Origin of the sequence: Leptolyngbya sp. O-77, assembly GCF_001548395.1 — a bacterium.
Classification (GTDB): domain Bacteria; phylum Cyanobacteriota; class Cyanobacteriia; order Elainellales; family Elainellaceae; genus Thermoleptolyngbya.
This window is the reverse complement of sequence record NZ_AP017367.1, coordinates 4,282,925-4,299,954: the sequence shown is the minus strand read 5'-3', so window position 1 is coordinate 4,299,954 and position 17,030 is coordinate 4,282,925. Positions and strand designations below refer to the sequence as shown.

20 protein-coding genes are annotated in these 17,030 nt (G+C 55.8%); 9 read left to right on the top strand and 11 right to left on the bottom strand.

Features of this window, described 5'->3' with window-relative positions; genetic code table 11:
* Positions 1-3 precede the first annotated feature (3 nt).
* The 4 genes from O77CONTIG1_RS18220 to O77CONTIG1_RS18210 all read right to left on the bottom strand — a co-directional run bounded on the left by O77CONTIG1_RS18220 (position 4) and on the right by O77CONTIG1_RS18210 (position 4,171).
* On the bottom strand, positions 4-1,686 hold the full coding sequence (locus O77CONTIG1_RS18220; protein WP_197673232.1) for a mechanosensitive ion channel family protein: 1,683 nt from the start codon (positions 1,684-1,686) through the stop codon (positions 4-6).
* Between the two features lie 95 nt (positions 1,687-1,781).
* Positions 1,782-2,645, bottom strand: a complete 864-nt coding sequence (locus tag O77CONTIG1_RS18215; protein ID WP_317134140.1) for a glycosyltransferase — start codon at positions 2,643-2,645, stop codon at positions 1,782-1,784.
* A gap of 69 nt (positions 2,646-2,714) precedes the next feature.
* Complete coding sequence (locus O77CONTIG1_RS28140) at positions 2,715-2,912, bottom strand: hypothetical protein (protein WP_317134139.1); 198 nt, start codon at positions 2,910-2,912, stop codon at positions 2,715-2,717.
* Positions 2,913-3,019: 107 nt separating this feature from the next.
* Complete coding sequence (locus O77CONTIG1_RS18210; RefSeq protein ID WP_068513482.1) at positions 3,020-4,171, bottom strand: NAD-dependent epimerase/dehydratase family protein; 1,152 nt, start codon at positions 4,169-4,171, stop codon at positions 3,020-3,022.
* Between the two features lie 212 nt (positions 4,172-4,383).
* Between O77CONTIG1_RS18210 and O77CONTIG1_RS24850 the strand changes: the two genes are divergently transcribed.
* The gene (locus tag O77CONTIG1_RS24850) at positions 4,384-4,563 is read left to right on the top strand and encodes a hypothetical protein (RefSeq protein ID WP_156435445.1); all 180 of its coding nucleotides are present in this window, start codon (positions 4,384-4,386) and stop codon (positions 4,561-4,563) included.
* Between the two features lie 20 nt (positions 4,564-4,583).
* Here the strand turns inward: O77CONTIG1_RS24850 and ruvB are convergent, their stop codons facing one another.
* Positions 4,584-5,729 carry a Holliday junction branch migration DNA helicase RuvB gene (gene ruvB, locus O77CONTIG1_RS18205; RefSeq protein WP_068513479.1) on the bottom strand — a complete coding sequence of 382 codons (1,146 nt, stop codon included), beginning with the start codon at positions 5,727-5,729 and terminating at the stop codon, positions 4,584-4,586.
* A 93-nt stretch (positions 5,730-5,822) separates the two neighbouring features.
* Between ruvB and O77CONTIG1_RS26365 the strand changes: the two genes are divergently transcribed.
* Together O77CONTIG1_RS26365 and O77CONTIG1_RS18200 are read left to right on the top strand one after the other, a co-directional pair.
* Complete coding sequence (locus O77CONTIG1_RS26365; protein WP_225894616.1) at positions 5,823-5,933, top strand: putative molybdenum carrier protein; 111 nt, start codon at positions 5,823-5,825, stop codon at positions 5,931-5,933.
* A complete protein-coding gene (locus tag O77CONTIG1_RS18200) occupies positions 5,909-6,346 on the top strand; it encodes a YpsA SLOG family protein (protein ID WP_068513476.1) in 438 nt (145 codons plus the stop codon). Before O77CONTIG1_RS26365 ends, O77CONTIG1_RS18200 begins: the two co-directional genes overlap by 25 nt.
* Before the next feature lie 65 nt (positions 6,347-6,411).
* On the opposite strand, the gene era is transcribed toward O77CONTIG1_RS18200, so the two are convergent.
* The 3 genes from era to O77CONTIG1_RS18185 all read right to left on the bottom strand — a co-directional run bounded on the left by era (position 6,412) and on the right by O77CONTIG1_RS18185 (position 9,400).
* Entirely contained in the window at positions 6,412-7,386 is a 975-nt protein-coding gene (gene era, locus O77CONTIG1_RS18195; RefSeq protein WP_068513473.1) for a GTPase Era, read from the bottom strand.
* Positions 7,370-8,554: a calcium-binding protein gene (locus tag O77CONTIG1_RS27175; RefSeq protein ID WP_068513470.1), complete on the bottom strand. Its 1,185-nt coding sequence runs from the start codon at positions 8,552-8,554 to the stop codon at positions 7,370-7,372. The genes era and O77CONTIG1_RS27175 overlap by 17 nt, the downstream gene beginning before the upstream one ends.
* Positions 8,555-8,743: 189 nt before the next feature.
* The gene (locus O77CONTIG1_RS18185; RefSeq protein WP_068513467.1) at positions 8,744-9,400 is read right to left on the bottom strand and encodes an RNA polymerase sigma factor; all 657 of its coding nucleotides are present in this window, start codon (positions 9,398-9,400) and stop codon (positions 8,744-8,746) included.
* Positions 9,401-9,701: 301 nt separating this feature from the next.
* On the opposite strand from O77CONTIG1_RS18185, the gene nuoH reads away from it, so the two are divergent.
* From nuoH to O77CONTIG1_RS18160, 5 genes are all read left to right on the top strand, one after another.
* Complete coding sequence (gene nuoH, locus O77CONTIG1_RS18180) at positions 9,702-10,820, top strand: NADH-quinone oxidoreductase subunit NuoH (protein WP_068513463.1); 1,119 nt, start codon at positions 9,702-9,704, stop codon at positions 10,818-10,820.
* 80 nt (positions 10,821-10,900) lie between these two features.
* Positions 10,901-11,503, top strand: a complete 603-nt coding sequence (gene ndhI / locus O77CONTIG1_RS18175; protein ID WP_286132718.1) for an NAD(P)H-quinone oxidoreductase subunit I — start codon at positions 10,901-10,903, stop codon at positions 11,501-11,503.
* Between the two features lie 81 nt (positions 11,504-11,584).
* Positions 11,585-12,190, top strand: coding sequence for an NADH-quinone oxidoreductase subunit J (locus O77CONTIG1_RS18170; RefSeq protein WP_068513458.1), 606 nt, complete (start codon positions 11,585-11,587; stop codon positions 12,188-12,190).
* 61 nt (positions 12,191-12,251) lie between these two features.
* Positions 12,252-12,557, top strand: a complete 306-nt coding sequence (gene nuoK / locus O77CONTIG1_RS18165) for an NADH-quinone oxidoreductase subunit NuoK (RefSeq protein ID WP_068513455.1) — start codon at positions 12,252-12,254, stop codon at positions 12,555-12,557.
* Between the two features lie 20 nt (positions 12,558-12,577).
* Entirely contained in the window at positions 12,578-13,498 is a 921-nt protein-coding gene (locus O77CONTIG1_RS18160) for an NAD(+) kinase (protein ID WP_068513451.1), read from the top strand.
* Between the two features lie 98 nt (positions 13,499-13,596).
* On the opposite strand, the gene O77CONTIG1_RS18155 is transcribed toward O77CONTIG1_RS18160, so the two are convergent.
* Both O77CONTIG1_RS18155 and O77CONTIG1_RS18150 read right to left on the bottom strand, forming a co-directional pair.
* Positions 13,597-14,169, bottom strand: a complete 573-nt coding sequence (locus tag O77CONTIG1_RS18155) for a TVP38/TMEM64 family protein (protein ID WP_068513448.1) — start codon at positions 14,167-14,169, stop codon at positions 13,597-13,599.
* Between the two features lie 113 nt (positions 14,170-14,282).
* The gene (locus O77CONTIG1_RS18150) at positions 14,283-15,371 is read right to left on the bottom strand and encodes a DMT family transporter (protein ID WP_068513445.1); all 1,089 of its coding nucleotides are present in this window, start codon (positions 15,369-15,371) and stop codon (positions 14,283-14,285) included.
* A gap of 384 nt (positions 15,372-15,755) precedes the next feature.
* On the opposite strand from O77CONTIG1_RS18150, the gene O77CONTIG1_RS18145 reads away from it, so the two are divergent.
* Entirely contained in the window at positions 15,756-15,938 is a 183-nt protein-coding gene (locus O77CONTIG1_RS18145; RefSeq protein ID WP_068513441.1) for a CsbD family protein, read from the top strand.
* A 295-nt stretch (positions 15,939-16,233) separates the two neighbouring features.
* Here O77CONTIG1_RS18145 and O77CONTIG1_RS18140 read toward each other — a convergent pair whose 3' ends face one another.
* Positions 16,234-17,001, bottom strand: coding sequence for a photosystem reaction center subunit H (locus tag O77CONTIG1_RS18140; protein ID WP_068513436.1), 768 nt, complete (start codon positions 16,999-17,001; stop codon positions 16,234-16,236).
* Between the last annotated feature and the right edge of the window lie 29 nt (positions 17,002-17,030).

Sequence of the window (17,030 nt, the reverse complement as noted above, 5' to 3'; positions counted from 1 at the left end):
GCCTTACAGCAGGTGCAAAATATAGGCCTGACGCAATCGCCGTACGATTTCTCGTCGCACTTCATTCGTCACCCGATTGCCGCGAAACCAGTGTTCTAGCTTGATATTATCTACGTAAAATCGGATGGTAAACTGCATCGCATTGCCCTGAATGTCGGTCATACGAACCTGGGGTTCTTTCCAAATAGTCTGCGATTCCTTAAAGTTTTCTCGCAGCCAGCTTAGAAAGCTGTAGGTGTAGTCATCTAATCGAGTTTCATCTCGACTAGACGACATTAGTTTCTGATGGAGTCGTCCCAGTTTTAGCTTCAAAACTTCGATTTTTTGTTCCCATTCTTGGGGCAAGATTTGCTCATCTTCAGGAGTCAGATCGGGGTCTTTGAGCCAGGCCTGATATAGTTCTCTAATCAGACCAATTGTGGCATTGGCAAGAACAGTCTCTGGTTCTTCCTTGAGGCGCGATCGCCCTTTTTTATCATCGCGATCGCCCGCCAGCCGCAGCCCAAACAGGCTAAGAATTGCTTGAAAATCGCCTGCCAAATTTCGCAACTCTTCTTTCCGCAGCCCGCCTTTTTCCAGCAGTCTAATATTGGCAATCAACGCTTCCAGCCTGGATTCCACAAGCTGAAGCTGGTCGTTCAATTTCTTGTAAGCCAGCAGCCTCAGTCGCCCTGCGTCCACTTTAGAAATTTCGCCATCTTCTGCCTGCTTTAGCCCTACAAACGAATCCAAGCAGCGCAGCTTCTCTTCCATATCGCCCAAAATATCTGGATGCCCGTTGACAATTTCTGCCAGAATCTTGGTCGTAGCAACAGGGTCAGCATCAACGCGCACAGCCACATCTAGTGAATAGGCATAGTGCGGCGTAGGGCGACTCAGGTTAACAATATCTCGCTTTTCTAGCTCCGCATTAGGGATATAAATTTCGCAGTAATTATCAATCACATACAGATGGGTCACTCGCAGCCCCACTTTCTTGATTACCGCAGTGGAACCATCAGACAGCCGCACCATATCACCAAACTGAAAGGACGTGTCAATCAGCAGCACCAACCCGCTAAAAAAGTTTGCCAAAATGTCTTTTAATGCAAAGCCAAGGACAAACGTAATGCCACCAAAGGCAACCCAAAGCCCGGTTAAATCAATTCCCAAACTTTGCAGAAAGAAGAACGCACCAAACACATAAATCAGGGGCGGAATGATGGTTTCCAAAATCGGAATCAAGACATCATCCCAGGCGGCTTCGGTCTTTTCGGCGAAGCTTTTCAGGTAATAGACCGCCGCTTGAGTAAACAACTGCCCGATCAAAAACGTGATAGCCGCCACGAGCAGCGCAGCACACAATCGCCCCAGCCACAGCAGCGCTATGCTAGGTGCCAAAAAATTCAGCGCCAGCCGCAAGCTGCCGAAGATCAGAATCAGCAGTGCCGGAATCCGCGCCAGGTTCAAAATGGCGATGCCCAGCTCAAAGTCGGTGCGGCGAAAGACCGACCTCAGCACCACAAACAGCAGCGCATAAAGGGCAACCGCAAGCCCAGCCGTCAGGATCAGCGTCCCCAAGAAGGCAGTGGCTTGCTCAGGGGTGGGCGGCCCAAACGGGGGCAGCGCTGAGGCTGGAGCGGAGTCCGACGGGGTGGGCGATTGGGCAACCAGTTGGGCAAACAGCAGGGGCACAGGGCAAGACACGAGGGGCGATCGCAATAGAGTAGTTCAGATTGCTCGAATGATTACTCCTCAGGGTATCTCAGGAGAGTGAGAATTCAAACCCTGTTCCTGGAGCATTAAGCAGCCGTCAGCATCGATTGCGTCAAAATATTTTGGTAAAAGCCCTGGAGTTGCCGGGTGGCGGCGGCCCAGCCCCAGCGCTCTGCTTCCTGGCGAGCGTTTTGGCGGAGATGGGCACGTTCGGCGGCGTTGCTGAGCAGGCGTTCTGTAGCGGCGATCGCCCCTCTGTCATCCGCCGGATCAAACAGATAGCCGTTCACACCATCAGTCACGATATCGGGAATGCCGCCCGCATTCGCCGCAATCACCGGGCAGCCCGCCGCCATCGCCTCCAGCAGCACCAGGCCCAGCGTCTCCGTCCGCGACGGGAAAATAAACGCATCCGCAGAGGCAAATGCAGCTCCCAGCGTTTTGCCCGTCATATAGCCCGCAAAGAAAGTCGGCGTGCCCTCAAAGATTTTTTCCAACTCGGCGCGATAGGGCCCGTCGCCCACCAGCGCCAGCCGCGCATTCGGAATTGCTTCTAGAACGGGCTTAATTCGATCAATTTCCTTCTCGGCCGAAAGCCGACCCACGTACAGCAGCAGCGGCGAGTCGGGATTGCATTGAGTAAGGTGCGATCGCATTTCTGCACTAGCCAGCGCCGGGTCAAACAGCTCCACATCCACGCCCTTTTGCCAAACGTGAACCCGCTCTACACCGTGGCTCTCCAGCGCCTCCTGCATCGCCGTCGAGGTCACCAGATTAATCACCGCCTGATTGTGCATCAGCTTCAGCAGTTCCCACAGCACGCCCTCCAGCATCCCCAGCCCATAATGCTCCAGATACTTCGGCAAGTGCGTATGATAAGACGCTACCAGCGGAATTCCCAGAGATTTGGCGTAATACAGCCCGCCCACGCCCAGCACCGCCGGATTCACAATATGGATCAGATCCGGCTTGAATAGCTCCAGCTCCCGCCGAATGGAGGGGCGGGGGCAACGCCAGCTTTAGCTCCGGATATAGCGGCAGCGGAAAACCCGGAATACCGTAATTCGCGCCCCCTTATACTCGCTCAGTCCGCCCTCCGGCGAAAACACCAGCACCTGATCGCCCATCCGCTGGAGATGATCCACCGTATGGCTCAGGCGCGTCACGATGCCATCAACTTTGGGCAAAAACGTTTCGGTAAAGAGGGCAATACGCATAGGATGGGGGACGTAGAGAGCAATGGAAAGTACTGACTTGAGGAGGTTTCAGAAGCCAGGAATCAGAGGTTACTGAATAGCTAACACCTGACTCCTGATCCTCAAACCTATCCTTTCCACTTCACCTTTGGCAGGATCTCCTTCTCATCGACGCGGTGCTTATACTTCATGGCGAAGTTCAGCAGCGAGTCAAGCAGCGAGTCAGACAGGTAGTGCGGTTGCAGTCCCAAATCCAGCAGCTTGGTGTTTTTGGCGTTGAAGTAGTGTTCTTCCTTTTCAACGCGGGGGTTTTCCAGGTGGTCTACCTGAACTTTCAACCCCAGCGCTTCGCCAGCTTTTTGCACCATGTTGGCCAGATCGCCGACGCTAAATAGCTCGGTGAACTGGTTGAACACGCGGAACTCGCCAGGTTCGGCCGGGTTGTTGCAGGCGATTTCAATGCAGCGCACCGTGTCGCGGATGTCGAGCAGTCCGCGAGTCTGGCCGCCCTTGCCATAGACCGTCAGCGGATGGCCGATCGCCGCCTGGATGCAGAAGCGGTTGAGCGCGGTGCCAAATACGCCGTCATAGTCGAGGCGGTTAATCAGCAGTTCATCCATGCCCGTTTCTTCGGTCAGCACGCCATAAACGATGCCTTGGTTTAGGTCGGTGGCGCGTAGTCCCCAGATCCGGCAGGCAAAGTGGATGTTGTGCGAGTCATGCACTTTGCTGAGGTGATAGAAGGAGCCGGGCTGCTTGGGATAGGGCAGCGTGTCTTTGCGGCCGTTGTGTTCGATGGTGATGTAGCCTTCTTCGATGTCGATGTTGGGCGTGCCATATTCGCCCATCGTGCCCAGCTTGACGAGGTGCGCGTTAGGGAAATGCTCCCGCATCACATAGAGCAGGTTCAGCGTGCCCACGACGTTGTTCACCTGGGTCAATACGGCGTGTTCTCGGTCGATCATTGAGAAGGGAGCCGAGCGCTGTTCGCCAAAGTGAACGATCGAGTCGGGCTGAAACTGGAGCATCGCGTTCTTTAGAAATTCGTAGTTGCACAGGTCGCCTACGAAAAGATCGATGTTTTTGCCCGTCAAGTCTTTCCAGCGCTTCAGTCGGGTTTGGATGGGCGCGATCGGGGTGAGGGTGTTAATGCAAAGCTCGTTGTCCCAATGCCGCCGAATGAGGCTGTCCAGAATGGCCACCTCATGTCCCCGATTCGAGAGGTGGAGCGCTGTTGCCCACCCACAATATCCATCGCCACCAATGACTAAAACTCTCATTGCTCAAATTCCGCTTGCCGATACTCCGGTAATTTACCAGTTTTGGGGGCACACTAAAACATTTAGCCGCATTTCAGTTTTCAGAAGCCGCTGTTTACATTCAATCTACTCATGGTTAAGATGAGCCTCCTTTTTTGTATCTCTCAATACCATTCATTACACTGGATCTATAGATTAGTGAATCGAGTGAATCACTCAGGAGGGCTGAGACGATGAGAAAGCTAAACGGCTCGTCTTGGACAACCCAACGGTTTGTGCAGTTTAGTCAGAACCTTGGCAATGCCTTTGGAGCGGGTCTAGACTCCTCGGAACTGAACAGCCGCAACGATGAATGGACCCCAGAGAAGCTGACTGAGTTCAGCAAGAGCCTGTCTCGCGCTTTCTTGCCTTAGCAGCCTGCTGAAAAGCACTGCTAGAGAAGCGAGGGTGGGCTTTGCAAGAGCGAAAGCTGGCTTTCGGGCGGCGTGTAGCCCAGGTGTCGCCAGGCGGCGGGAGTGGCAACGCGGCCGCGGGGGGTGCGGTTGAGGTAGCCGATCTGCATCAGGTAGGGTTCGTAAACTTCTTCGATCGTCTGGGCATCTTCGCCTGTGGCGGCGGCCAGTGTTTCGAGTCCGACGGGGCCGCCGCCATAATTTTCGATGATCACCGTCAGCATCCGGCGATCGGTCCAGTCCAGTCCGCAAGGGTCTACGTTGAAGAGTTCCAGCGCTTCGGCGGCGATCGCCCCATGCACGGCCGCGCCGCCCGCCTTCACCTCGACAAAATCGCGCACGCGACGGAGCAGGCGATTGGCAATGCGGGGTGTGCCGCGCGATCGCCGCGCAATTTCCGCTGCGCCATCGGGCGTAATCGGCGTGTTGAGAATTTCCGCTGCCCGCAGAACAATCTGCTGAAGCTCGTCCACTTCGTAAAACCGCAGGCGCTGCACCAGCCCAAAGCGATCGCGCAGCGGTGAGGTCAGCGCCCCCACTCGCGTCGTCGCGCCGACCAGCGTAAATTTTTGCAACGGCAGGCTGCGGGTGCGGGCGCTCTGTCCCTTGCCGATGGTGATGTCGATGCGGGCATCTTCCATCGCCGGATACAGGATTTCCTCGGTGACGCGGGGCAAGCGGTGAATTTCGTCGATAAACAGAATGTCCCCTGGCTTCAGGTTTATCAATAGCCCCACGATGTCTCGCGGCCGCTCTAGCGCGGGGGCAGTGGTAATTTTGCAGTCTACGCCCATTTCTGCCGCCAAAATCAGCGACATCGTGGTTTTGCCCAGCCCTGGCGGCCCATAGAGCAACAGGTGATCTAGCGACTCGTTTCGCGCCTTGGCGGCCTGAATGGCGATCGCCAGCACTTCCTTCAAATCTTTTTGCCCGATGTATTCTGCCAATCGCTGGGGGCGAATCCGCTCCTCTGGCTTGCCTGTGTCTTCTGGCTGGCGATCGGGCGTGAGCAGCTTTTCGTCCGCAGCAGGTGATTTGGGCGATCGCCCTACCAAAGGCAGCCCATCCCGACCCGATTCAGAATCCTCAGGCTCCAGAGGGGGCTGTTTTGAGGAAATAATCGCCATTGCCCAACCTGCTCCTAACCTGTTTACAGCGGCTACAATCGTTTGATCTGATGCTTCTGTACTAGATGCTTCTGTACTATAGTTAAACTTTAGTTGAACTTTGCGCGAGTCGTGCAAATTTTGCAAAACCTCAAGATTATCTCCGGCGGGCAGACGGGGGTGGATCGGGCGGCCCCTAGATGGGGGCGATCGCCCACGGGTTAGCCTACGGCGGCTGGTGTCCCCAGGGCGGCTGGGCAGAAGACTTTCCCACAGCCCCGGGACTGCGGGCCCACTATCCCCACCTGCGGGAAACACCCAGCCCCGACCCCGCCCAGCGCACCGAATGGAACGTGCGAGACAGCACTGCAACGCTGATTTTGGTGCGTGGCGAAGACGGGCAACGCTCCGCCGGAACCCAACTGACGCAGGCGATCGCCACCTACCTAGGAAAGCCTTTGCAAATCATCAACCTGAACGAAGCGATCGCCCTCGCCTCACTCCGCGCATGGCTGCAAACCCTGCCCCAAAACGCCACCCTAAACATCGCCGGCCCCAGAGAAAGCGAATCCCCCGGCATCTACGCGATCGCCCACAAAACCCTGCTCCATAGCTGGCGCACAAACCCAACAGAATAAAAAGCCCCTCTTTGTTCTTCTTTTTCCCTCTTCCCTCTTCCCTCTTCGTTCTTCTTTTTTCCCCCTCACTCCTCCACCCGATACCCCAACTCCGACAAGCGACTGCGCGACTGTCGCCACTTGGGCTGCACTTTGACGAAGAGTTCCAAATACACCTTACCCAGAATGAGTTTTTGGATTTGTTCGCGGGCGGCAGTGCCGATCGCCCGGATCATGCTGCCGTCTTTGCCGATGAGAATGCCCTTTTGCGAATCGCGCTCGACGTGAATGGTGGCGAGGATGCGCGTGATGTCGGGGTCTTCGTCTACGCGGTCGATGGCGATCGCCACAGAATGGGGCACTTCGTCGCGGGTCAGTGCCAGCACCTGTTCGCGGATCAGCTCACCCATGATGAAGCGTTCGGGCTGGTCGGTGACGAGATCCGGCGGGTAATAGTAGGGGCCGGGGTCGAGCCGCTGGATAAGCTGGGCTTGCAGCGCCTCCAGTCCCTCGCCTGTGAGGGCGGAAAACTTTGCCAATTCCCAGTTTTGAGATTCGGCAAGCGCCCGATAGCTGTCGTCGATGTCGGGGCGATCGCTCGGCTGTCGATCTGCTTTGTTGATGCCCAGCAGCACAGGCGCTTCGGCACGCTCCAGCAACTCGGCAATAAAGCGATCGCCCCCGCCCAGTTCCGCCGATGCATCCACCACAAACAGCACCAGATCCACAGAGTTAATCGCCATTCGCGCGGTCTGCACTAGCACGCGACCCAGTTCGTGATGCGGCTTGTGGATGCCGGGCGTATCTACGAAAATGATTTGCGCGTGGGGCGTGGTGAGGATGCCCCGCAGCCGATTGCGCGTGGTCTGGGCGACGGGCGAGGTGATGGCGATCTTTTGCCCCACAAGCTGATTCATCAGGGTGGATTTGCCCACGTTGGGGCGGCCCACAATGCCCACAAAACCAGACCGGAAGCCTTCAGGCGCAGCGGGAATCAGCGCCTCGATGCGGCTATCGGGCAAGAACTCGGCAGGTGAGGAATCATCAGACAGGTCGGACATTTCTCTGGCGGGGTGCAGTAAACAGGCTGTTCGTCGTTACCCCTGCATTATCTTGCACGATGGCGATTAAATCACTGCCCAAGAAGATGGCCGTATCTCTGCTGGAGCCGCCGATCAGGTTGCGGCTGTTGTCCAGGCGATAGCTAGCGGGGTTGCCCCGCACCTGGATTTTATCGCCTTGCGCTTGCGAAAAGTCGCCAATCACCGCAAAGCCAGAGCCAAGGTAAAATGTGCCCTCTCGGCGCGTACCCAGCACAAAGGTATCGGAGCCTGTGCCGCCAAACAGGCGATCGCGCTCGGTGCTAACACCGCCATAGCCGATCAGCACGTCTCTGCCGTCTTCGCCAGAGAGTAAGTCATTGCCGCGATCGCCCGACAGCCGATCATTGCCCTGCTGCCCATATAGCTCGTCGTCGCCGTCGCCGCCCGATAGTTGGTCGTTGCCCGTGGCTCCAAACAGGCGATCGTTGCCGCCATTGCCCAGCAGCGTGTCGTTGCCTGCCAGTCCCGACAGCACGTTGCCGCGTCCGTTGCCTTCGATCCGATTTTTCAGCCGGTTGCCTGTGCCGAACTGCGCGCTGCCATAGAGCGTCAAGTTTTCAAACAGCAGCGACTTTAGCTCATAATCGAGCGGAATAACAATCGTGTCGATGCCGCCGCCTCTAGGGGGTTCAACAATTTTGAAGCGGTAGCTACTGACTAGATAGGTATCGTTGCCGCGTCCGCCATAAAGCTGGTCATAGCCCGGGCCGCCGACGAGCAGATCGTTTCCATCTGCCCCAAAGAGGCGATCGTTGCCGCCGCCGCCATACAGCTTATCGTCACCCCCAAACCCTTCGATAACGTCGTTTCCTTCGTATCCAAAGAGTTCGTTACCCTGTGCATTTCCCTGGATGAGGTTATTTTCGCTGTTGCCCTCGCCGCGTATCCCTGCAATCATTTGCAGGTTCTCGACGTAATCCGTCAGGCGGTAATCGACGTATGCGAAAACAATGTCTGTGCCTTCGTTCGGCAGTTCAAAAACGATGTCGCCGTCGCGGATGATGTAGGTGTCGTTGCCTGTTCCTCCAACGAGGGTATCAAAGCCCGCACCCCCGTCCATCAAGTCATTTCCAGGTGTGCCGATGAGCAGGTCATCGGTATCGGTGCCAAGGATCGGGATGATCATTATTTACGGAGTCCCAATAGCAATCTTTCCCAAATCTATCAACGGGGTTTGGGCGAATGTGTTAGGAAACCGTAAATTCTCGGACGATTCGTGTTTGTTTTGTCCTAATTTTTCCTTTTTCAATCGGGATTGTGCGGGCTTGGGCTGTCTTTTGGCGCTCTGGCTTCGACTTGGGCACTCCGCTGAGCATCAAGCTTCTGTTGTAAGTTGTGCTTGTTGTCCTGCTGGCAGATGGGCTTCCAGCTTGCCACCAGCCAGGTAAATGGCGCGGATGTCCTCTGGCAGGGCGGTTTCCAGGCGTTCGTACCCAGCTTGCAGTTGCGCCTTTACGCCCGCAGCGGTGATGTGTTCGCCTTCTGCCTGGAGGTAGGCGGCAATGCGCGGTTCGCTCCAGCGGAAGGTCTGCGCCATCACGATCATCAGCCGTTGTGACGGGGAAACTTGGTCGAGCGATCGCTCGACATAGCATTGCAGCGGCGGCGGCGATGCTTCCAGCGAATAGTGAATGTCTTCGGCGGGGGGCAGTTCTGCCTGATTAATGCACAGAGCCGTGACGTTGATAATCCAGGATTGCAGCGTTACGCCAGGGATGCTGAGATCCAGCCCCAGCAGTTCGTGAAACAGGTGCCGCCAGGTGATGGAGAAGAGATAGTCGGCTTGCACGGGCGATCGCGCAGAATGGCGAATCAGCGTGTACACCAGCGGGCTATAGCGACAATAGAGCGCAGTGAAATATTGCCCCGCATCGGGATGCCGCTGGAGCAGCGTCAGCAACTCCTGATCGCTATAGTGCGAAAGGGACTTAATTAAAGGATGATTGGCTTCGGGCAGAGAAGGGGTTTGCATAGGCGTTTCTTTTCGGCTTTCTGGTGGTTGTCTTTAGAGGCTTGTTTAGTAGCTCCCAATCATAACCACTGCACCCCAGGATGGAAGCCCCTGACAACAAAAATCTAAGAAAAAACTTCAAAAATCTGGCGCAATAATTTGGCTTCCCTATCACCACACCAGAAATTTGTCATAGCTTGTCATGGGCTAGAGGGGGCTTGGAAATGAACCTGTACCGTATACTAAACGCAGGTGTTAAGGATCATTACCTTAGTGCCGTTGTTTGAAAGACCAATCGCCCTTTAGTGAAGTCGCAGGACGTATGAGTTCGGGAATTGACCTGCAAAGCAGCTTTATTCAAGCGTTGATGGATTTGGGATTGTCGCCGGGTGTCGCCAAAACCATCTGGATTCCGCTGCCGATGGTGCTGATTGTCGGCGCGGTGACGGTGCTGGCGCTGGTAGCCACCTGGCTAGAGCGAAAGGTGTCGGCGGCAGCCCAGCAGCGAATTGGCCCAGAGTATGCTGGTCCGCTGGGGATGCTGATTCCGGCGGCAGACGTGGTAAAGCTGCTGTTCAAAGAAGACATTCTGCCTGCCAAGACTGACCCCTGGCTGTTTGCGATCGCCCCGCTGCTGGTCTTTATCCCAGTGTTCCTGTCCTACCTGATCGTGCCCTTCGGTCAAAACCTGCTGATCAGTGACTTGGGTATTGGTATCTTTCTGTGGATTGCGCTGTCGAGCATTGCGCCCATTGGGCTGCTGATGGCGGGCTATGCGTCTAACAATAAGTATTCGCTGATTGGCGGGTTGCGGGCTGCGGCGCAGTCGATTAGCTATGAGTTGCCGCTGGCGCTGTCGGTATTGGCGATCGCCATGATGTCCAACTCCCTCAGCACCGTAGACATCGTGCAGGGGCAGTCCGATTACGGCATTTTGGGCTGGAACCTCTGGCGGCAGCCCGTCGGCTTCGTTATCTTCTGGATTGCGGCACTGGCCGAGTGTGAGCGGATGCCCTTCGACCTGCCAGAGGCAGAAGAAGAAATCGTCGCAGGCTACCAGACAGAATACAGCGCCGTGAAGTTCATGCTGTTTTACGCTGGCTCCTACGCCAACCTGGTGCTGTCGGCCCTACTCGCCTCGGTGCTGTACCTGGGCGGTTGGGAATCTCCCATATCGGTAAGCTGGCTAGCCAATCTGATCGGGGTCAGCGAGTCTACGCCCTGGCTCCAAGTCATCACTGCCAGTCTCGGCATTGTGATGACGCTGTTCAAGGCTTACCTGTTTATCTTCCTGGCGATTTTGCTGCGCTGGACGGTGCCCCGCGTCCGCATCGACCAACTGCTCGACCTCGGCTGGAAGTTTCTCTTGCCCGTGTCTTTGGTCAACCTGCTGCTCACCGCCGGACTCAAGCTCGTCTTCCCCGTGGCCTTCGGCGGCTAGGGTTCAGGAAATCGGCGATCGCCATCATTCATCCCCCATCCTTCCGTCCTCATCCTTCTCCCCTCTCCCTCCTTCCTATGCTGAAATTTCTCAAGCAAGTCTCCGACTACACCAAGGAAGCAGTTCAGGCAGCCAAGTACATTGGTCAAGGCTTGTCGGTCACCTTTGACCACATGCACCGTCGCCCGATTACGGTGCAATATCCCTATGAGAAACTGATTCCTTCGGAACGCTTTCGTGGCCGCATCCACTTCGAGTTTGACAAGTGCATCGCCTGCGAAGTCTGCGTTCGGGTATGCCCGATCAACCTGCCCGTGGTGGACTGGGAATTTAACAAGGAAACCAAGAAGAAAAAGCTGAACCATTACAGCATTGACTTCGGTGTGTGTATCTTCTGCGGCAACTGCGTGGAATATTGCCCCACCAACTGCCTGTCGATGACCGAAGAGTACGAGCTTGCGACCTACGATCGCCACGAATTGAACTACGACAACGTGGCCCTCGGTCGCCTGCCCTATAAGGTGACGCAAGACCCAATGGTAACCCCGCTGCGGGAGTTGGGCTACCTGCCCAAGGGCGTGATGGAGCCACACGACCTGCCTGCCGGGTCGCGCCGTGCTGGCAAGCTGCCCGAAGAAATACTCAACGAAGCCCAGCCTGCGGAAGTTGCACCCGAAGCCTAGTGGATGGTTCCACGGGTGTTCCTAGGCAGACTGTTTAATCTGTAACCTCGACCTTTCCTCTTCTCGTTCAGGAGACCGACTGTGAATCTGGCAGATGGCGTTCAACTGGTTTCTTTGATTGTGCTGGCGGCAATGATGCTGGCGGCGGCGCTGGGTGTGGTGCTGCTGGATAACATTGTGTACTCAGCCTTTTTACTAGGGCTGGTATTTATCAGCATTTCCGGGCTATACATTCTGCTGAATGCCGGATTTGTTGCAGCGGCGCAGATCTTGATTTACGTCGGTGCGGTGAACGTGCTGATCCTGTTTGGCATCATGCTGGTGAATAAGCGTCAGGATTTTGCGCCTGTGCAAAAGGCGTGGCTAGGGAAAGCGGCGACGGGTGCAGTATGCGCCGGGCTGTTTGGGCTGCTGGCGACGATGATCGTGGCAACGCCCTGGGGACTTTCGGACGCGCCGATTGCCGGAGACGAAGCGCTGGTGACCATCGGGCTGCATTTCTTCAGCGATTTCCTGCTGCCGTTTGAACTGGCATCGGTGCTGCTGCTGATGGCGCTGATTGGGGCGATCGTGATCGCCCGCCGCGAGTTTCTGCCCGAAGAAGCGACAACCGAAGACGGCCCAAGAACCTCGCTGACGCTCCCCGAACGCCCCCGTGAACTCACTGGAACCAGTTCTAGAGATTAGGTTCACCCCGTTTCCACTGGACATGCCCGACTCTTGACCTCTAACCCCTGATCTCCGACCTATGCAGCTTCAGTATTTCCTTTTACTCGCCGCCGCTCTGTTTTGCATTGGCATCTATGGCCTGGTCACTAGCCGCAATGCCATCCGCGTGCTGATGTCGATCGAACTGCTGCTCAACTCCGTCAACCTCAACCTGATGGCGTTTTCCAACTCTCTCGACCCCAGCGCGGTCAAGGGGCAAGTGTTTACAGTATTTGTGATTGCGATCGCCGCTGCGGAGGCGGCCGTGGGTCTTGCCATCGTGCTGTCCATTTACCGAAATCGCGATACGGTGGATATGGAGCAATTTAATCTGCTGAAGTGGTAGCAGATTGAGATGGCGATCGGGTGGAGCTAAAGCAAGTCATCATTATTCACAAATCGGGAAACCCCCTGAGCCAAAAGTGGGCCGAGCGCTGTGCGAAGGAACTGGAGGCGCGGGGCTGTCGCGTGTTGATGGGGCCGAGCGGCCCACGAGATAATCCCTATCCTGTATTTCTCGCGTCGGTGTCGCAGCCGATCGACCTGGCGCTGGTGCTGGGGGGCGACGGCACGGCGCTGGGTGCAGCACGGCATCTAGCAGACGAAGGCATTCCCATCCTGGCGATGAACGTGGGGGGGCACCTGGGCTTTTTGACCGAGCCGCTGGATTTTTTGACCGATTCGCAGCAGGTGTGGGAGCGGCTGACGAGCGATCGCTTTGCGGTACAGCGGCGGATGATGCTGCAAGCGACGACCTACGAAGGCAACCGCACCAACCTGGAGCCAATGAGCGATCGTTTCTTTGCGCTCAACGAAATGTGTGTCAAGCCTGCCTCAGCCGATCGCATGGTCACGTCGATTTTGGAAATGGAGATCGACGGCGAGGTGGTGGATCAGTACCAGGGCGATGGGCTGATCGTGGCCACGCCGACGGGTTCCACCTGCTACACCCTAGCAGCGAACGGGCCAATTATTCACCCCGGCATGGATGCGATCGCCGTCACGCCGATTTGCCCACTCAGCCTGTCCAGCCGCTCGATCGTGCTGCCTGCGGGGTCGGTGGTCAGCATCTGGCCCTTGTCAGACCCCGACATGACGACAAAACTTTGGATGGATGGCGTGCTGGCCACTTCCATCTGGCCGGGTCAGCGGGTCGATATTCGCATGGCAGAACGCCCCGCCCAGTTCATTATCCTGCAAGAAAATTATTCCTACTACCAAACCCTGCGCGAAAAGCTCCAGTGGGCCGGAACGCTCGTCCGCTACAGTAATAACCACCGAAATTAGGAGTCAGGAATCAGCCTCAAATCAAAAGGCTTTAATCTTTTAGACATTTGGATTGGCAATCCAAAATCGCCCATCCGAAATCCAAAACTAACTTGCCGCTAAGCAATCAGGGCTTCCAGAAGGCTTGTGCCGACATAGATATAGAAGCCAACAAGGACAGCCGCAGCAGGAACCAGCGCCAGGAAAAAGTGGAAGTAGTCGATCTTGGTGAGTCCAATGGCGTAGCTCACGACATCCTGACCCAGCAGCATGATCAGCGCCATATAGAGGACGCTGTGATGTCCTTTCAGGCGGGCCACAAACGCATCCAGTTCGTCAACTTCATCTTTGCCCACCAGTCGCACTGCAACCCGGCGACCGTAGCGACGGGAAATCCAGTAGTTGACACTGCATCCAATGAGAGATGCGATAAAGCTCAGCACAAAGGCGCTTTCTTTGCCAAACAGCGCTCCGCCTGCGATAAAGATGGAACTGCCGCTGAGCGGGGCAGCAATCAAGCTCGCCGCACAAACGACAGTAAACAACAGCGGGGCCGAGGGGCCGGCGCGTTCCACCCAGAGGTGGGCATTTTCTAGCCCGATGAGCTTGAAGGCAAACGCCATGACCGCATAGGCGATCGCCAGCGAAAGCAGCGCCACCAGCAACTTTTTCAGCTTGGGCGAAAGTTTCATGGATAGAACGGCTCCAGAGGCATAGCGTCTTGAACCTCTTCACCGTACTTAACAATTCCCGTCAGCGTCAACAGGCTTGAGGGAGAACTAGCAACAGCACTGGGGCCGCCCTGCTAATCTCTGGCTCCTTCTAGGCGCGATCGCCGATGCGCTGCAATTTTTTCATTCACCGCCTCGATCTCAGCTTCAATCTCGGCCTCCAGTTCCGCCGCCAGCGAGGTCGCGGCCTTTTCCACCGCTGCGGGCTGAAACTTCGCCGCCAGCACCTCACGCTGGTTGATCAGGTAAATACTCACCAGCGTCAGCCCTACACCGACCCACTGCACCGGATTCAGCACTTCGGACAGAAACAGGTTGCCGAATAGCAGCGCAAAAACAGGCGTGAGAAACGTCAGGGAACTCAGGCTCGTCAGGTTGCCGCTGGCCGCGAAGTAGAAGAACAGTCCGTAGGCGATCGCACTGCCAAAAATCGTGGAATAGCTCATCGCCATCCAGTCCGTCCAGCCCAACTGCTGCCACTGGTTCGTTTCTCCCAGTGCCGACAGCGCAAACAGCGGAATGCCACCCAGCACCATGTGCCAACCCGTCGCCGCCACCGGGTCGGCATGGCGCGACACATAGCCCATCATTACCGTGCCCACTGCCATCGACAGCGCCGCCATCAGCATGAGCCACTGCCCGTTTTGAAACAGGTCATGCAGCAGGCTAGCGCCCAGTTCTGGCGAAAAATTGCCGTGCAGCGCCGATTGGAGCACGCCTTCTGGCAGCCCCAGCAGGCTAATCCCCACCACGCCAAACAGCAGCCCCAGCCAGCCAAAGCCCCCCACCCGCTCACCAAACAGGAACCGCGCCATCAGCGCTACCGCCAGCGGCTGTGAGTCGATCATCACCGACCCCAGCCCCGCGCCCGTCCGCACCAGTCCTTCTGCCAAAAATCCCTGAAACAGCGCTGCATCCACCAGTCCAAACAGCGCAACCCAGCCCCAGGCCTTCCAACCCTTCGGCTGCGATCGCCCCATCGCTACCGCCGCCAGCAAAATCAGCAGCCCCGCAGGCAGCACCCGCACCCCCGCCATAAACAGCGGCGTGGTTTGAGGAATCACGCCCTTCATCGCCACCATCGCCGTGCCCCACAGGAAGAACGGTGCAATCAGCAGCAGCGGCGACACAGACGCTCTCGACGGAGTAGAAGCTTGAGTCATAAGGGGCGATCGCAAGAGTTACATCAAATCACATTGGGCTAAACCAATTGTAACCATTATGTACTTCTGTAACGAAACTGAACTGTATCGCGAGAGGCGGTTTTGAAGGGAGCATCTCCTCAACCCCCGTCCACCGCTTCACCCTCTTATTCCTTCAGCCCTCCAACCTACCTTCTCCCTACCGGACTAGAGCGCTGGGCAGATCCCTACGCCTCAAGACTCCCGCCCTGTGAGGGATGGAAGCTTTGGGAGCAGCGCCTATTGTGAAAGTGTTCGATTGATTCATGCACTGATTCGCCCAATGAATTGCCTGCTAAACAGCACTGTGATTCGCGGTCAGATGCAGGGTCAAGACGTTAAATCGCACAACGAGGTACGAAAACTATGAGTATCGAAGATCGCGTGAAGGCAACTGCGAAAAACATCGAGGGTAAAGTACAAGAAGCCGTCGGTGAAGTGACGGGCGATCCCAAGGATAAAGTGGAAGGTCGCGCCAAGCAGGCCGAAGCCAAGGCTCGCCACACCACCGAGGACATCAAGGACGAAGTGAAAAAGGCGATTGACTAATCGCGTCCTGTTCCGTGCCCTCTGAAATGCCCAAATGCCCAGTCCTTTTGGTGAAGGGCTGGGCGTTATTCTTTAATGGCGCTACAGTAATAGTGCCAGAGCAGACCAGAGCAGACCATAAAGAACCAGAAAAAACTAGCGATTGGATTTCACCAATCTGCTAGCCTATCGATTCTCGGTTGTGGACTTGCGACCTAATTGTTAGCCGAGTGGTTGTTAGCCCAGTGTTTGCAAAGCCTCTAGCAACTTCGTTCGTAGCACCACTTAGGAAGACAAAAAGGCCGCGTACTATTCGCTATTCACCAGAGTTTTCCGTCAACTGCTTCCACGCAGAATCAATCGCCTGCTTGGTGCGATCACTAGCCCGATACAGGCTCTTTTGTAGGTCTTCCCATTTGTCTTGCAAAAAATTGACTGCCTCTTGCAGAGCGTTCTTGTCGTGTCGCCCTGAGCCAGCAAACTCATCATGGACTTCTCGGATTTTAACCCGTACCACATCGGGATGATCGTCAGCAGAAACTAAAGACTTTAGGCGATCGCCCAGATGCTTCACCAAATTTTTCACCTGCTGAGATTTTTCGCTCAAAAATCCCTTTAGCCCTTCCAGTTCACCTTGTAGGCGACTTTTTGCATCCTCCTTGATGACGACATAATCAGCATCAATGAACTCTACATCCTCTGGGAACAGAACCGCTCGGCCGCCAAAGGGAGCAGCAATCTCTCCACCTAAGATATAGGCTGCAATATCCCCTGTTTCCCAGTCAAATAAAAAATCCTCTATCCAACCCAATACTTCGACTCTAGACGGAATTCGCACACCCATTCCGCACAAGCGGCAGAGGCTCATAGATGGCTCGACAACGAAGTCAGAGTAGGTCAGCACTGCATCCGGCCCGATCAGAGAAATTTGCTCCAACGGCGTATAACCAGCACTACTGGCAAGATAGACTACACGCCCCCGGTCGTTTACCCAAACTTCGTCAACACCACCTAGCCGAGTTGCAGTACTACCGTCCATTGCAACCAAGCCGACAATCTGGCTACGACGAACAACGTTAAACATCGCCAGTACCTCCAAAATCTCATCAAGCT

What these genes read in the sequence shown, in the direction of transcription:
- O77CONTIG1_RS28140 (WP_317134139.1), bottom strand. Translation starts at nt 2,912, where the DNA reads ATGCGTATTGCCCTCTTTACCGAAACGTTTTTGCCCAAAGTTGATGGC.
- O77CONTIG1_RS18210 (WP_068513482.1), bottom strand. Translation starts at nt 4,171, where the DNA reads ATGAGAGTTTTAGTCATTGGTGGCGATGGATATTGTGGGTGGGCAACA.
- O77CONTIG1_RS24850 (WP_156435445.1), top strand. Translation starts at nt 4,384, where the DNA reads ATGAGAAAGCTAAACGGCTCGTCTTGGACAACCCAACGGTTTGTGCAG.
- ruvB (WP_068513479.1), bottom strand. Translation starts at nt 5,729, where the DNA reads ATGGCGATTATTTCCTCAAAACAGCCCCCTCTGGAGCCTGAGGATTCT.
- O77CONTIG1_RS18200 (WP_068513476.1), top strand. Translation starts at nt 5,909, where the DNA reads ATGGGGGCGATCGCCCACGGGTTAGCCTACGGCGGCTGGTGTCCCCAG.
- era (WP_068513473.1), bottom strand. Translation starts at nt 7,386, where the DNA reads ATGTCCGACCTGTCTGATGATTCCTCACCTGCCGAGTTCTTGCCCGAT.
- O77CONTIG1_RS27175 (WP_068513470.1), bottom strand. Translation starts at nt 8,554, where the DNA reads ATGATCATCCCGATCCTTGGCACCGATACCGATGACCTGCTCATCGGC.
- O77CONTIG1_RS18185 (WP_068513467.1), bottom strand. Translation starts at nt 9,400, where the DNA reads ATGCAAACCCCTTCTCTGCCCGAAGCCAATCATCCTTTAATTAAGTCC.
- nuoH (WP_068513463.1), top strand. Translation starts at nt 9,702, where the DNA reads ATGAGTTCGGGAATTGACCTGCAAAGCAGCTTTATTCAAGCGTTGATG.
- nuoK (WP_068513455.1), top strand. Translation starts at nt 12,252, where the DNA reads ATGCAGCTTCAGTATTTCCTTTTACTCGCCGCCGCTCTGTTTTGCATT.
- O77CONTIG1_RS18155 (WP_068513448.1), bottom strand. Translation starts at nt 14,169, where the DNA reads ATGAAACTTTCGCCCAAGCTGAAAAAGTTGCTGGTGGCGCTGCTTTCG.
- O77CONTIG1_RS18150 (WP_068513445.1), bottom strand. Translation starts at nt 15,371, where the DNA reads ATGACTCAAGCTTCTACTCCGTCGAGAGCGTCTGTGTCGCCGCTGCTG.
- O77CONTIG1_RS18145 (WP_068513441.1), top strand. Translation starts at nt 15,756, where the DNA reads ATGAGTATCGAAGATCGCGTGAAGGCAACTGCGAAAAACATCGAGGGT.
- O77CONTIG1_RS18140 (WP_068513436.1), bottom strand. Translation starts at nt 17,001, where the DNA reads ATGTTTAACGTTGTTCGTCGTAGCCAGATTGTCGGCTTGGTTGCAATG.